This is a genomic window from Aeromonas sp. S8(2024), assembly GCF_041403085.1.
Lineage (GTDB): Bacteria > Pseudomonadota > Gammaproteobacteria > Enterobacterales > Aeromonadaceae > Aeromonas > Aeromonas dhakensis.
The window spans coordinates 470,324-484,433 of the sequence record NZ_JBGLRF010000003.1 but is presented as its reverse complement, the minus strand read 5'-3'; the positions used below and the strand labels follow the sequence as shown (position 1 = coordinate 484,433).

Genomic DNA, 14,110 nt, shown 5'->3' with positions numbered 1-14,110 from the left:
TGCATCCCGGCTCGAATGACAAAGGCGCCTGCGGGCGCCTTTTTGCTGCGCTGGCCGCCACTTGCGCCATAAAAAACGCCCCGCAAGAGCGAGGCGTTTTGGCAAGAGTGTGGCGCTATCAGGCAGCCAGGTTCTTGGCCACGAATTCCCAGTTGACCAGGGCCCAGAAGGTTTCCATGTACTTCGGACGCAGGTTGCGGAAGTCGATGTAGTAGGCGTGCTCCCACAGGTCGACGGTCAGCAGCGGGGTGGTACCGGCTTCGGTCAGCGGGCAACCGGCGTTGGAGGTGTTGACGATGGCCAGGGAGCCGTCAGCCTTCTTCACCAGCCAGGTCCAGCTGGAGCCGAAGTTGCCGATGGCAGACTTGGTGAACGCATCCTTGAACTCGGCGAAGGAGCCGAACGCCTTGGTGATGGCATCGGCCAGGGCGCCAGTGGGCTCGCCACCGCCGTTCGGGGAGAGGCAGTGCCAGTAGAAGGTGTGGTTCCAGATCTGGGCGGCGTTGTTGAAGATGCCACCAGTGGAGGTCTTGATGATCTCTTCCAGAGACTTGCCTTCAAACTCGGTACCCGGCACCAGGTTGTTCAGGTTGACCACGTAGGTGTTGTGGTGCTTGCCGTGGTGGTATTCCAGAGTTTCCTGGGAGATGTGCGGTTCCAGAGCATTGATTGCATAGGGCAGAGCGGGAAGTTCGAATGCCATTTTCTACTCTCCATTGGCTGGCCGTGCGAAGGCGACGGTTGCAAGACATTGCGTACTCTTTTCTATTTTGAAAAGAATTGTTCTTGAAGTGATGGGGCCAGTTGGCCCAAAGCCCATCGATTGTACCAGCATCAAAGATGGCCTAACAACTCTTGATTCTCGCCATGATCCGGATCAAGCTGCGGCGTATTGATTCGTCACTTCTTGCTGTTGCCGCGGTTTGCCAGTTTGTGGTCTGCCCGGATTGCAGTAGAATGGCCGCCGAAATCGCTCTAGTGAGGCACCTATGGAAACTATTGAAAAGATCAAACAGCAGCTGGCTGAAAACCCCATCATCCTGTACATGAAGGGCTCCCCCAAGCTACCCAGCTGCGGTTTCTCTGCACAGGCCTCCCAGGCCCTGATGTCCTGTGGCGAGCCGTTTGCTTACGTCGACATCCTGCAAAACCCGGACATCCGCGCCGAGTTGCCGAAGTTTGCCAACTGGCCCACCTTCCCGCAGCTGTGGGTCGAGGGCGAGCTGGTCGGCGGCTGCGACATCATGATCGAGATGTTCCAGGCTGGCGAACTGCAAACCCTGATCAAGGAAACTGCCGCCAAACACAAGCAGGATGACGCAGCCGCCGAATAAGGCCGCCATCGCATCATGCAAAAAGGGGAGCCATTGGCTCCCCTTTTCTTATGCTGCAAGCAGGTATCAGGCGATGCGCTCGATGCGCGCCAGATAGAAGCCGTCGAAACCGGTGGCCGCCGGGCTTACGGTGTGATCACCGAGCAGGCGGAAGTTTTCGTTGGCGGCGAGGAACTTGTCCACCTGCTGGCGGTTCTCCTCGGGCAGGATGGAGCAGGTGGCGTAGACCAGCATGCCGCCCACTTTCACCATCTGGCTGTAGCGCTGCAGGATCTCTTCCTGCAGGGCGACCAGCACCGGCAGCCGCTCGGCGGTATCGCGCCACTTGGCATCCGGATTGCGCTTGAGTACGCCAAGGCCGGAGCAGGGCACGTCCAGCAGCAGGCGATCCGCGCTCTCTTTGAGACGCTTGACGGTCTTGCTGCTGGTGATGACCCGGGTCTCCACGTTGTGGGCACCGGCGCGGCGGGCGCGCTGCTTGAGGTTTTCGAGCTTCCACTCTTCCACGTCCATGGCCAGCAGGCGGCCCTTGCCCTTCATCATGGCGGCCAGATGCAGGGTCTTGCCGCCGGCACCGGCACAGGCGTCGATCACCCGCATGCCGGGGGCTACGTCGAGCGCCGCCGCGATGTGCTGGGAGCCGGCATCCTGCTGCTCGAACCAGCCGTCGGCAAAGGCGTTGGTGCGAAACAGGGCGGCATCCGAGGTCACTTCCAGGGCGCTCTCGACCCCTTCCACCGGTACAGTGGTGACCTGCTCTTTGGCCAGCGCGGCCTGCAGCTCGTCACGGGTGCACTTGAGGGTGTTGACCCGCAGGTAACGCTTGGGCATGGCGGTCAGGGCGGCACGCTCGGCCGGCCAGGCATCGCCCAGCTGTTCGCTGCCGAGCTTTTCCAGCCAGGTCGGGCAGCCATCCATCAACACCGGGTTTTTCTTGGCTTCGGTCAGGCGGCGACGAAACGCCTCTTCATTGAAGCGATCCAGCGTCGGATGGTTGGGTTGAGCTATCTTGTGGAAAGCATGCCAGCTGTGCAGCAGCGGCCAGACGTGCTTCTCGGCCTGGCGGACCTGAATACCGGTCAGGGCGCAGTAGAGGCTGAGGCGACGCAGCAGATCGCCGGTGACCAGGGCAATCCTTGCCTGTTCTTGCGGTTTGAGTTCGATGCCGGAGAAGTGACGGGCATAGGCGCGATCCAGGGTGAGACCCTGGCCCAGCACATCGTCAACAATGGCAACGACCAGGTCCCCGAGACGGGGCAACAGTGGGGATTTGAGCATGAGATTAACCTTGGTCAGAAAAAGACGAACCGTCGCCATGGTGACGCGGCTCAAAAACTGATAAATCCGCGCAATGATAGGGGCTAGACAGGGTTGGTGCAACACTCCTCATTTGGGGAATATCCGGTAGGTGGTACTGGACTAAACAGGGCTGCAGGCGAATGATGCCGGTTGCAGTTCAGGTGAGTGCATTTTAAAAGGACTAAAAAGATGCAGTTGATGAAATTTTCTCCCTTGGCGCTGGTGGTTGCCAGCTTGATGAGTTCGGGCGGCCTTGCGGCCAAGGAGTGGGATACGGTCGCGGCGCGCGCCACCGCCGCCGACGGTTATGAAGTGCGGGCCAACCAGTTTCGGGTGGCCAAGGTGCCCATCGACTATTTTGCCGGACTGCAAGCCGGGGCGGGTTTGCTGACCCTGCCGCTGCCCGACGGGGGAGAGGTGACCTTCACCCTGCAGGCCTATGACCTGCTGCCGGCCGATCAGGCGGCCAAATTCCCCGAAATTAAGACCTTCAAGGGTCACAATCCGGCGGCGCCGGTAGAGACGGGGCGCTTTGATCTGGGGCCGCTGGGCTTCCACGCCATGTTCACCCATCAGGGCAAGACGGTGTTCGTCGATCCCCTCAGTAATGCCGAGGGGTATGCCGTCTATTACCAGCAGGACGCCTACAGCCGGCTGGAGGAGGAAGCGGACAAGGTTATCGGCAGCGATGCCAGCAAGGCGCTGGCGCACAAGGTGCAGGTGGATGGCAACGTGCGCAAGCGCTACGTCATCGCCATCTCGGCGGCGGGGGAGTACACCCAGTTCCACGGCGGTTCCAAGGTGCTGGCCACCGCGGCCATCGCCACCCTGCTCAACCGGGTCAACGAGGTGTACCAGCGCGACGTGGGGGCCGAGTTTCAGTTGGCCAGCGGCAACGACAACATCATCTTTACCGATCCCATCAGTGATCCTTTTACCAATACTGACAGCGATGCAGCGCTCAATATTACCGTTCAGTCTAATGCGCAGGCCTTGCCCAGCGAGCCTTTAGGCGCGTTTGACATCGGCCATGTGGTCAATACCGGTAGCGGTGGGTTGGCTGGGTTAGGGGTGCTGTGTACTACGGGTCGTTCACGGGGGGTGACTGGTTCAAGTACTCCGCAAGGAGATGCCTTCTTTATCGACTATGTGGCCCACGAGATCGGCCACCAGTTCGGCGCCGATCACACCTTCAATGGCACCACCAACAGCTGCGGCAGCGGTAACCGTGTTGCGGATCAGGCTTGGGAGCCGGGCAGCGGCACCTCCATCATGGCCTATGCCGGCATCTGCGGGGAGGAGAATATCCAGCCCCACGGCGACCCCTATTTCCACAGCAAGTCCATCGAGCAGATGCGGGCGCACATGGCGACCGTGCCGACCTGTGGCACCTCCATCGATCTTGTCAACAACGCGCCCCAGGCGGCGGCCGGGGCCAGCCGCATCATTCCGGCCAACACGCCGTTCGCGCTCAAGGGGGCCGGCGCCGATCTGGACGGTGATCCCCTGACCTACACCTGGGAGCAGATCGATCTGGGGACTGAGTCGAGCAGCCTGGCCACCATGGTGGACGACGGTAGCCGGCCGCTGTTTCGCTTTGTCTCCCCCACCAGCTCACCGGAGCGGATCCTGCCGAGCCTGCCCTCCCTGCTCTCGGGCACGCTAGCCAAGGGCGAGGCCTGGCCCACCACCAACCAGGATCTCAATTTCCGGCTGACGGTGCGTGACGGCAAGGGCGGTGTCGCCAGCGACGACATGAAGGTACAGGTGGTCAATACCGGCAGCGCCTTCCGGCTGACTGCGCCGCTTGGGGTGTCGTTGACGCCGGGGGCAAGTCAGGCGGTCAGCTGGGATGTGGCCGGCACCAACCTGGCTCCGATCAGCTGCAGCAAGGTGGATCTGCTCCTGACCCAGAACGAGGGAACCAGCTGGAGCAGCCTGGCGGTCAGCCAGCCCAACAGCGGCTCGGCCACCGTGACCCTGCCGGCAGATCTGGCCAGCGCCGCCCGCCTGAAGGTGGCTTGCAGCGACAACATCTTCTTCGCCATCAGCCCGGCCAAGCTGCCTGTCGTCCAAAGCGGCGGCAGCTCGGGCGGTGGCGGTGGTGGCGCCCTCGGTCTCTGGACCCTGGCGCTGGCCCTGCTGGGCTGGCAGCGGAGGCGCGGATGAGGGCGGCCTGGCTGGTGCTGGCGTCCCTGCTCGGCGGCTGTCAGGCCGATGCCGATACCCTGGAGCAGGCGGTCAGCGCCAGCCTGGCCAAGCAGGATTACCGGCTGATCGTGCGGGCCGGGCGCGGTGAGGTGGCGCCCGGCATAGCGCCGGCAGAGCAGGCATCAGCCAAGGCCCGCTGCGGCGTGCGCTATCTGGAGGGGCTGGGGGATGTGATCAAGCCAGGCCAGCAGGAGGCCCAGGCTAAACTGGCGGCCTACGCGGCCGACTACAACCGGCGCATGCTGGCGCACTGCCCGTCACGACCGGCGACGGATCGGCAGTGACAGAGGGCCGTCAAGGTCAACAGGGGGAGGCGCGAGCCTCCCTCTTTTTTACGGCTGTCATTTGCCGGTCACAAGGCTTGTACCCATGGCGTGCTCGTCGCACAATGCCTGCACGCATGGCCGCATGGGCGGCAAAGAGAGAAGGAAAATCAAGATGATGGATGTAGCCGATCTGCGCCGTGAATACACCCGGGGTGGACTGCACAGGGCTGATCTGCCGGCCGAGCCCCTCGCCCTGTTCGAGAAGTGGCTGGCCCAGGCGTGCGAAGCCAGGCTGACCGACCCCACCGCCATGGTGGTGGGCACAGTGGATGCCGACGGCCAGCCCTGGCAGCGCACCGTGCTGCTCAAGCACTACGACGCCGAAGGCATGGTGTTCTACACCAACATGGGCAGCCGCAAGGCACACCAGCTGGAGGGCAACCCCCGCATCAGCCTGCTCTTCCCCTGGCACACCCTGGACAGACAGGTGCACGTGACCGGCCGGGTGGAGAAGATGAGCACCTTCGAGGTGATGAAGTATTTCCACAGCCGCCCCAAAGACAGCCAGATCGCCGCCTGGGTCTCCAAACAGTCGACCCGCATCTCGGCGCGCGGCGTGCTGGAGGCCAAGTTCCTCGAGCTCAAGCAGAAGTTTGCCAATGGCGAGGTGCCGCTGCCGAGCTTCTGGGGCGGTTTCCGGGTGCGCATCGACACGGTCGAGTTCTGGCAGGGGGGCGAGCATCGCCTGCACGACCGCTTCTACTACACCCGCGAAGGGGAAGGGTGGCACATCGAGCGGCTGGCGCCCTGAGTGCCCCGCTAGCCTTTTGCTGCTGACAAGGAGTCTGTATGCGTCTGTATGGCGATCTGAAGTCCGGCAACTGCTACAAGCCCTGGCTGCTGGCCCGCTGGCTTGAGCTGCCCCTCGAATGGGTGCCGGTGGATGTGCTGGCGGGGGAGACCCGCACCCCCGACTTTTTGGCCCTGAACCCCAACGGCAAGATCCCGGTGCTGGAGCTGGCCCAGGGCGACACCCTGGCGGAGTCCAACGCCATCCTCTTCTACCTGGCGCAAGGGTCGCCCCTGTGGCCGGCCGAGCCGCGCCAGCAGGCCGAGGTGCTCAAGTGGCTGTTCTTCGAGCAGTACAGTCATGAGCCCTATATCGCGGTAGCCCGTTTTATCGTTCACTATCTGGGGCGGCCGGAGTCCCAGGAGGCGCGCCTCGACGGACTCAAGGCCGGCGGCGAGAAGGCGTTGGCGGTGCTGGAGCAGCGGCTCAAGCAGAGTTCCTACCTGTGCGGTGAGGCGCCGACCATCGCCGACATCGCGCTGTACGCCTACACCCATGTGGCGGAGGAGGGGATCTTCTCGCTGCAGGGGTGGCCCGCCATCCGGGCCTGGATTGCCCGTATCGAGGCGCATCCCCGCCACCTGAGCCTGCCTGCTGCCTGTCAGGCCGGCTGATGGAACTGCTGATCGAGCGCGCCCTGTGGCAGCCCCACTGGGCGCCGGTGTTGCAGGCCTGGCAGCGGCAAGGTCATGGCTGGCAGTTGCTGCAGAGCAAGGTCGATGAGCGTTTGCCGAACGATACCGGCGGACTCTGGTCTTGTTGTCCGCCCAATGGCGTGCGTTCGGCTAGCGCACTGCTGGCCGCCTGGCTGGACGGCGATCTGCCCGGCCAGCAGGCCGTTGATCCGAGCCGGCAGATCCTCATCAGTGGCTCGTCCTCCCTGCTGACGCTGGCGCGAGAGGAGGGGCTGCTGACCCTGGGAGGGCAGGGGGCCGATCTGGCGCTGACGGCGCAGGACGATCTGGGCGCCGTGCTCAACTGCCTGCTGGCCCGCCGCCTGACGGTGCCCGTGCTGGCCGAACCTCCCTCCCGGTCGGAACCCGCCCTGCAACTGCGCCCCCTGCTGGCGCTCGATGAAGCCGAGGTGGTGCGCTATTGCAGCGATGCGGCGCTCGCCCGCTACACCCTCAACATTCCCCACCCCTATCCGCCGGAGGCGGCTCGCGACTGGCTGGCCGGCTGCTGGCGCAAGGCGGCGCTCGGATTGGGCTGGAGCTGGGCGCTGACCCTGCCGGCAGGCGAGGGCCAGGCACCGCTGGTGGGGGTGATCTCGCTGCACTGGAACGGCGAGCTGGCCTGGTGGGTGGGCGTGCCCTGGCAAAACCGCGGGCTGGCGACCCGGGCCGCCCAGCTGGTGAAGGCCTTTGCGTTCGACCGGCTGCAGCTGCCGGTGCTCACCGCCCGCCACATGCCGGACAACCATGCCTCCGGCCGGGTGATGGCCAAGCTGGGCATGCGCTATTGCGGTCGACGGGCATTGAGTGGCCAGCGCCAGAGCCAGAACCAGAGCGAGGTGAGCTACTGGCAGCTGGCACGAAGCCTGACGCTGGCGGCGCCGGTCGAACGGCAGCTGGCCCCCCTGCTGGCCGACGAGCGGGTGGTGGCGGCCCTCTTGCAGACACAGGTCGGGGAGGGGGCGCCGCAGTGGCTGGCGCTGTTCATGACAAATCGGGATGAGGCAGAAGAGGGCGAGCCCGCCGCCTCGCCGCCATGCTCCCTGGATACTGGCGGGCCGCTGGCGGTGGAATACTACGACCAGGATGCGCTGGCACAGGCCGAGCCGGAGCAGCTCCATCTGCTGCGCGGCCTGCTGCTGAAAGACGCCGAGGAGCAGGGGCTGGACTACCTGCTGCAGCTGGCCAGCCTGCAGCGCCATGGGCCTGTGTTGCTGACCCTGGCGGAGCGGCACCAGCGCCTGCGCTGGCTCGCAAGGGAGGAGTCCAGGCTCGCCCTGCTGGCCGCTGAGCCGCTCACCCATCGCTATCATCTGCTCGACTTGCTGGTGGCCATGCCCGCTCTGCTCGATGAGCTGGCCGGTCGCTGGCATCGGGATGCCGACGATACTCTGGCCTGGCTGGCACAGGCCGAACCGCCGCTGTTCAACGCCTATCGAACCGCCATCACCCGCCTGCAACCGGCCGATCTGCATGAGTTGCTGGTGCAGGTGGCGGATCGTTTTCCTGAGTTCACCCTCCCATTTCTGGACAAAGATGCTCAGGGCGGCGGGCAGTTTGTGGAATAATGCCCGCTCTGCTGTACGAGGAGTAACGCTGTATGCTGAGAACCGAGCGCCCTGGCGACATGCTGCCGGTCTATGACCTGGTGAGTGCCGCCTTTGGCCGTACCGACGAGGCCGAACTGGTCAACCGCCTGCGCGAATGCGGCGCAGCCGTGGTGACCATGGTCGAGGAGGAGGAGTACGAGTTCATGGGGCACCTGATGCTGAGCCCGATCACCATTAACGGGGTGGAGGGGCCCTGGCTTGGTCTCGCGCCCGTGGCGGTCCACCCGGATTGGCAGGGGCAGGGGATCGGCTCGGATCTGGTGCGCGAGGGGCTGGATACGGCGCTGGAGATGGACTGGAAGGCGGTGGTGGTACTTGGTGACCCGACCTATTACAGCCGCTTCGGTTTTCGTCCCGCCAGCGAGTTCGGCCTGCACTGCATCTATGAAGTGCCCGCCGACTGCTTCATGGCGATGGAGCTGCAGGAGGGCGGTCTGGCTGGCGTGCAGGGGGAGGTGCTCTACCACCCGCTGTTTGACGAGTTGCCGGAAGAGACGGCATCCTGACCCATAAAAAAAGCCCTCAGCGAGGGCTTTTTTTATGTCATCCCCTTGTGTGTACAGGGCTTGCTCAGGCGCGGGTATCGAGCAGGTTGCCCTTGCGATCCTCGGCCCCTGTCGTGCCTGCCAGTTGTTTGCCAAGGGGGCTCTGCCGGTATTGCAGGTAGTCGCCGAGCTGCTGTTGCTGCTGGTGGCGTTCTTCCATCCGGTAGAGATCGACAGCCGTCGGGGCGCTTTGCTCATCGCTCTCCTGCCCACTGGCTTGCAGATAGCGATCCACGGCGGCCTTGTCCTGCTGCTGCTCTGTGTAGGAGACGGCCAGAGTGCGGCGGGTGGTCTCTTTCTCCTCCTGCGTCGCCACGTATTCATCTCTCTTGTCCAGCGCCTTGTCACGACCCAGGTTGAGCTGCTCCGGGGTCAGCTTGGAATAGGCGTTGCCATAACCGGGCAACGGCATGGGACGAGTGCTGATCTGCATGGGATACCTCTCTGCTAAACCTGGTTGCTTGAGCAATGGCCGCATGATACGAGCTTTCACTTGCGCAAAAAAGCATCATCAGGTGTGCCGTCAAGAGTGGGTTCAGCTTCGAAAGCAGGTTGTGGATAAGGCAAGCAGTGAAACGAGCCGCCGGGGTGGCCTGGTCGGCAGCATAGACGGTGAGGTCGGGCAGCAGAGATAGAAAAGGCGCCCGAGGGCGCCTTCTGTCACCGCGAGGGGATCAGTTGAAGAACCAGTAGCCGCGGTTGACCAGCCGAGTCAGCAGCTGCAGGAAGCCGGCCTGATCGGCCAGCTCCACCATGTCGGTCTGGGTAACCATGTCCTTGTCGCACAAGAGCGAAATTGCTGCCGCATCTTCGCTTGGCAGGGTCCAGGCTTCGCCGTCGATGTAGCAGGTCTGGCTTTCGCCACTGAACCAGACAGAGCGCAGGCCCGGCACCTTGATGGCGGGCTCGCCCTGGGTCAGCAGGTCGGCCACTTCCTCGGCGCTGTAGTCCGGCTCCACCGGATTGACGTCCAGATCATGCTTGGCCTCGGAGATCATGGTGCCGAACCACTCCTTGAACAGGGTCTCGTCATCGAGTGCCTGCTGCATCAGCTCGCGCAGGCGGTGCAGCTCATGGGGCTGGATCTCGCCGTGGCGGGCACGGGGCTTGAGATCGGCATCGCCGTAACGCTCGGTGCGGATCTCGTTGTCGATCAGGTGATCGGCAAAGGAGGAGATAAGCGCCTTGGCATCGGGCGCGCGAAAACCCACCGAGAAGTTCAGGGAGGGCTCGATGGCGTAGCCCTCGTGGGGGAATCCAGGCGGAATGTAGAGGATGTCGCCCGGCTCCATGATGACGTCGATGATCGCCTCGAACGGCTCGCAGTGCAGCAGGGCGGCGTGGGCGGCAAACTCGCTTCGCGGTGTTGCATCGCCGACCCGCCAGTGGCGCTTGCCCTGACCCTGGGTGATGAAGACGTCGTAGTTGTCGATGTGGGGGCCGACGCCACCGTGAGGGGTGGAGAAGCTCACCATCACATCGTCAAAACGCCAGCCCGGGATGAACTGGAACGGCAGCGCCAGCTCGTTGACCTCGGGGGCCCAGTGGTTGCAGGCCTGCACCAGCACGGTCCAGTTCTCTTCGCCCAGGTGATCGTAGGATTCGAAGGGGCCGTGGGCAGCTTCCCACTTGTTGTTGAAGCGGGTCACCAGGCGCGATTCAATCACCTCTTCCATGGCCAGACCCGCCAGCTCGTCCGGGCTGATGGGATCCTGAAAGTCGGTGAAACCGCCCTTGATGAGGAGCGGGCGCTTCTGCCAGTAGTGCTCGAGGAAGTGAGCGATATCCAGATTGAGTTGGTACATGGTCTTCTCGTGTCTCTGTGAGAGAGGTGTTGCCCAAGACGGGCTTGGGCAACGCCACTCATGGCCCTGCCTGGGCAGGGAAAACAACAGGGGGCCCTGTGGCTAGTGCCCAGGGCCCCCGATACTCTCTCGCCCGCTTATTTCAGCAGGTCGACCAGACGCTGGGCGTCACCGATATAGTTGGCCGGGGTCAGCTTCTTCAGCTCAACCTTGACGGCTTCCGGCAATTCCAGGGTGTCGATAAAGGTACGCATCCCTTCGGCATCGACGCGGCGGCCACGGGTCAGCTCTTTGAGCTTCTCATAGGGCTTCTCGATGCCGTAGCGGCGCATCACGGTCTGGATCGGCTCGGCCAGCACTTCCCAGTTGGCATCCAGATCGGCGGCCATGGCATCGGCGTTGGCTTCCAGCTTGGAGATACCCTTCAGGGTCGCCTGATAGGCAATCAGGGAGTAACCCACTGCCACGCCCAGGTTGCGCAGCACGGTCGAGTCGGTCAGATCACGCTGCCAGCGGGAGATGGGCAGTTTGCTCGCCAGGTGCTGGAACACGGCGTTGGCCAGACCCAGATTGCCTTCGGAGTTCTCGAAGTCGATGGGGTTGACCTTGTGCGGCATGGTGGAGGAGCCGATCTCGCCGGCGATGGTGCGCTGCTTGAAGTGGCCCAGGGAGATGTAGCCCCACACGTCGCGATCGAAGTCGATCAGGATGGTGTTGAAGCGCGCCATGGCGTCGAACAGCTCGGCGATGTAGTCGTGCGGCTCGATCTGGGTGGTGTAGGGGTTCCAGGTCAGGCCCAGAGAAGTGACGAACTCCTCGGAGAACTGGTGCCAGTCCACTTCCGGATAGGCGCTGATGTGGGCGTTGTAGTTGCCCACGGCGCCGTTGATCTTGCCCAAGATCTCCACTGCCATGATCTGCTTGAGCTGACGCTCCAGACGGTAGGCGACGTTGGCCATCTCCTTGCCCATGGTGCTCGGGGTCGCCGGCTGACCGTGGGTGCGCGACAGCAGCGGCATGTCGCGGTACTCGGCGGCCAGACGCTTGATCTCGGCAATCAGCTTCTCGCAGTAAGGCTTGATGACCTCCTCGCGGGCGGTCTTCAGCATCAGGCCGTGGGAGTTGTTGTTGATGTCTTCGGAGGTGCAGGCGAAGTGGATAAATTCGCTGACGGCGGCCAGCTCAGGGTTTACTTCGACTTTTTCTTTGAGGAAGTACTCCACCGCTTTCACATCATGGTTGGTGGTGCGCTCGATCTGTTTGATGCGGGCGGCGTCGCTCTCGTTGAAGTTGCTGACGATGCCGTCGAGCAGGGCACTGGCGGCTGCGCTCAGGGCAGGGACTTCCGGGATCCCGGCGTGGCTGGCCAGTTTTTGCAACCAGCGCACCTCGACTTCGACGCGAAAACGCAGCAGACCGAATTCGGAGAAGATAGGGCGCAGGGCATCGGCCTTGTCGCCATAACGACCGTCAATCGGGGAAACAGCAGTCAGCGCGGACAGCTCCATGGGGTGAACTCCTGATGATTGGTGTGGGGGATTCGTATCCACTCGCGTGCGGGCCGGGGGCTATCAAGGCTGATGTGCGGCTGTTCACCCTGTTCTCCCTCTGCCTTTGCGCGAGCCAATGATTAGTAACGCTTGGCCAGTTCCACCATCTTCTTGCGGGCGAAGATGATCTGGGTACGGCTGCCGCCGAGCTGGCGCCACAGCACGCAGGCCCGGATGCCGGCCAGCAGCAGGGCGCGCACCTTGTGCTGCACCAGCGGCTGCTGCAGGAACAGCGGGGTACCCGCCACCTGGATTCTGGAGCCGATCGGGCTGATGAGATCGCTGTAGATGCTCGCCATGTTGGCCAGGATCTGCTCGTCGAGCAGGTCGAAATGCTGTTGCTGGCGACCAATCTGGCCGATCCGCTCACCCAGCATGTTGAGAATGTCCTTGCGCTTGGCCAGCTTGCGCTCCAGCGCAATCAGGCTCACCACGTAGCGGGTCAGCTCGGCATTCTTCTGGCTGCCGTCGGCGCCCAGCTGCTCGACCAGGGCGCGGTAGCCGTCGCGAATGGCGAGGTGGTTGCCGAACACGTCCAGTGGCTGCTTGGGGTCGGTGACCAGGATGCTGGAGAGGCTCTCGCGCAGGGAGGCCTCGTCACAGGTGCCGTCGCGGGCCACCTTCTGCACCAGGTAGGCGGCCTGGCAGATGCCGGCAAAGGCCATGGTTCTGTCTTGGAATTTGTCGCTCATATCTTCACAGCCCTGTTCTGTTCATTCACCGGCCGATGTCATGATCCGGCCAGGAAGTTGCCAATCATGTATCACTGCCTTGTGCTGTTTATTCTTTGTCCCTTCTCCCGCGAGGGGAGAAGGGAGTAGAGCGCGGACGCTTGTGAGCGTCCAGCCCTTACACCGGATGGCTGAAACGCTGCTCTATGATGCCACCGCCCAGACACACTTCCCCGTCGTAGAAGACGGCGGACTGACCCGGGGTGACCGCAGCTTGGCTTTCGTCGAAGATGACCCGGATGGTCTCATCGTCGATGGGCTGGATCAGGCAGGGGATATCTTCCTGCCGATAGCGGGTCTTGACGGTGCAGCGGCGCGGTTCGCGAATGGGGGTGCGATCCACCCAGTGCAGCTGGCTCGCAATGAGGCCATCGGAGTAGAGGCGGGGATGTTCCCCCTGCGCCACTATCAGGGTGTTGCGCTCGACCTCTTTGTCGACCACGTACCAGGCCTCTTCGGTGGCATCTTTGCGTCCGCCGATGCCAAGGCCCTTGCGCTGGCCCAGGGTGTGGTACATCAGCCCCTGATGCTCGCCGATGACTTTGCCATCGACGGTTTCGATGGGGCCGGGCTGGGCGGGCAGGAACTTGGCCAGGAAGTCCTTGAATTTGCGCTCACCGATAAAGCAGATACCGGTGGAGTCTTTCTTCTTGGCGGTGATGAGATCGAGCTGCTCGGCGATGCGGCGCACCTCGGGTTTTTCCAGATCCCCGACCGGGAACAGGCTCTGACCCACCTGAGCTTCGCTCAGGGTGTAGAGGAAGTAGCTCTGATCCTTGTTGGTATCGAGGCCGCGCAGCAGGCGCGGGCGGCCGGTGCTGTCGTCACGGCGCACATAGTGGCCGGTGGCGATGTAGGTGGCACCCAGCTCTTCGGCGGCGAACTCCAGGAACGCCTTGAACTTGATCTCCTTGTTGCACAGGATATCCGGGTTCGGCGTACGGCCGGCCTTGTACTCTTCGAGGAAGTGCTCGAACACGTTGTCCCAGTACTCGGCAGCGAAGTTGATGGTGTGGAGTTTCATCCCCAGCTTGTCGCAGACGGCCTTGGCATCAGCCAAATCCTGGGCGGCAGAGCAGTACTCGTCCGTGTCGTCTTCTTCCCAGTTCTTCATGAACAAGCCTTCGACCTGATAGCCCTGCTGCTGGAGCAGGTAGGCCGAGACGGAAGAATCCACGCCGCCGGACATGCCGACGATCACCTTGATTTGGCTGTTGTCTGTCATTAGTCGAAGT

At 63.1% G+C, this 14,110-nt stretch carries 14 protein-coding genes; 7 read left to right on the top strand and 7 right to left on the bottom strand.

Annotation, left to right across the window (positions count from 1 at the left end; genetic code table 11):
- Window positions 1-118 precede the first annotated feature (118 nt).
- The gene (sodB, locus tag ACB031_RS11075; RefSeq protein ID WP_005298860.1) at window positions 119-703 is read right to left on the bottom strand and encodes a superoxide dismutase [Fe]; all 585 of its coding nucleotides are present in this window, start codon (window positions 701-703) and stop codon (window positions 119-121) included.
- A 286-nt stretch (window positions 704-989) separates the two neighbouring features.
- Here sodB and ACB031_RS11070 point away from each other — a divergent pair, with 286 nt between their 5' ends.
- Window positions 990-1,334 (top strand): Grx4 family monothiol glutaredoxin, encoded by a 345-nt coding sequence (locus ACB031_RS11070; RefSeq protein WP_010673955.1) that lies wholly within the window; start codon window positions 990-992, stop codon window positions 1,332-1,334.
- A 66-nt stretch (window positions 1,335-1,400) separates the two neighbouring features.
- Here the strand turns inward: ACB031_RS11070 and ACB031_RS11065 are convergent, their stop codons facing one another.
- The gene (locus tag ACB031_RS11065) at window positions 1,401-2,612 is read right to left on the bottom strand and encodes an RsmB/NOP family class I SAM-dependent RNA methyltransferase (RefSeq protein WP_026140853.1); all 1,212 of its coding nucleotides are present in this window, start codon (window positions 2,610-2,612) and stop codon (window positions 1,401-1,403) included.
- Between the two features lie 210 nt (window positions 2,613-2,822).
- On the opposite strand from ACB031_RS11065, the gene ACB031_RS11060 reads away from it, so the two are divergent.
- The 6 genes from ACB031_RS11060 (at window position 2,823) to ACB031_RS11035 (ending at window position 8,750) form a co-directional block, all read left to right on the top strand.
- Window positions 2,823-4,802 (top strand): reprolysin-like metallopeptidase, encoded by a 1,980-nt coding sequence (locus tag ACB031_RS11060; RefSeq protein WP_371139552.1) that lies wholly within the window; start codon window positions 2,823-2,825, stop codon window positions 4,800-4,802.
- Window positions 4,799-5,128, top strand: coding sequence for a hypothetical protein (locus tag ACB031_RS11055; protein WP_371139551.1), 330 nt, complete (start codon window positions 4,799-4,801; stop codon window positions 5,126-5,128). The genes ACB031_RS11060 and ACB031_RS11055 overlap by 4 nt, the downstream gene beginning before the upstream one ends.
- A 154-nt stretch (window positions 5,129-5,282) precedes the next feature.
- Window positions 5,283-5,921: a pyridoxamine 5'-phosphate oxidase gene (pdxH, locus tag ACB031_RS11050; RefSeq protein ID WP_005298871.1), complete on the top strand. Its 639-nt coding sequence runs from the start codon at window positions 5,283-5,285 to the stop codon at window positions 5,919-5,921.
- Between the two features lie 38 nt (window positions 5,922-5,959).
- On the top strand, window positions 5,960-6,574 hold the full coding sequence (locus tag ACB031_RS11045; protein ID WP_201892261.1) for a glutathione S-transferase family protein: 615 nt from the start codon (window positions 5,960-5,962) through the stop codon (window positions 6,572-6,574).
- Window positions 6,574-8,202 (top strand): GNAT family N-acetyltransferase, encoded by a 1,629-nt coding sequence (locus tag ACB031_RS11040; protein ID WP_371139550.1) that lies wholly within the window; start codon window positions 6,574-6,576, stop codon window positions 8,200-8,202. Before ACB031_RS11045 ends, ACB031_RS11040 begins: the two co-directional genes overlap by 1 nt.
- A gap of 32 nt (window positions 8,203-8,234) precedes the next feature.
- The gene (locus tag ACB031_RS11035; RefSeq protein WP_005298877.1) at window positions 8,235-8,750 is read left to right on the top strand and encodes a GNAT family N-acetyltransferase; all 516 of its coding nucleotides are present in this window, start codon (window positions 8,235-8,237) and stop codon (window positions 8,748-8,750) included.
- A 64-nt stretch (window positions 8,751-8,814) separates the two neighbouring features.
- On the opposite strand, the gene ACB031_RS11030 is transcribed toward ACB031_RS11035, so the two are convergent.
- From ACB031_RS11030 to mnmA, 5 genes are all read right to left on the bottom strand, one after another.
- Window positions 8,815-9,222 (bottom strand): hypothetical protein, encoded by a 408-nt coding sequence (locus tag ACB031_RS11030; RefSeq protein WP_371139549.1) that lies wholly within the window; start codon window positions 9,220-9,222, stop codon window positions 8,815-8,817.
- Window positions 9,223-9,463: 241 nt separating this feature from the next.
- Entirely contained in the window at window positions 9,464-10,594 is a 1,131-nt protein-coding gene (locus ACB031_RS11025) for a JmjC domain-containing protein (RefSeq protein WP_371139548.1), read from the bottom strand.
- Window positions 10,595-10,731: 137 nt separating this feature from the next.
- Window positions 10,732-12,102 (bottom strand): adenylosuccinate lyase, encoded by a 1,371-nt coding sequence (purB, locus tag ACB031_RS11020; RefSeq protein ID WP_010634594.1) that lies wholly within the window; start codon window positions 12,100-12,102, stop codon window positions 10,732-10,734.
- 122 nt (window positions 12,103-12,224) lie between these two features.
- Entirely contained in the window at window positions 12,225-12,836 is a 612-nt protein-coding gene (gene hflD, locus ACB031_RS11015; RefSeq protein ID WP_371139547.1) for a high frequency lysogenization protein HflD, read from the bottom strand.
- Window positions 12,837-12,993: 157 nt separating this feature from the next.
- A complete protein-coding gene (gene mnmA, locus ACB031_RS11010; protein ID WP_124249733.1) occupies window positions 12,994-14,100 on the bottom strand; it encodes a tRNA 2-thiouridine(34) synthase MnmA in 1,107 nt (368 codons plus the stop codon).
- Between the last annotated feature and the right edge of the window lie 10 nt (window positions 14,101-14,110).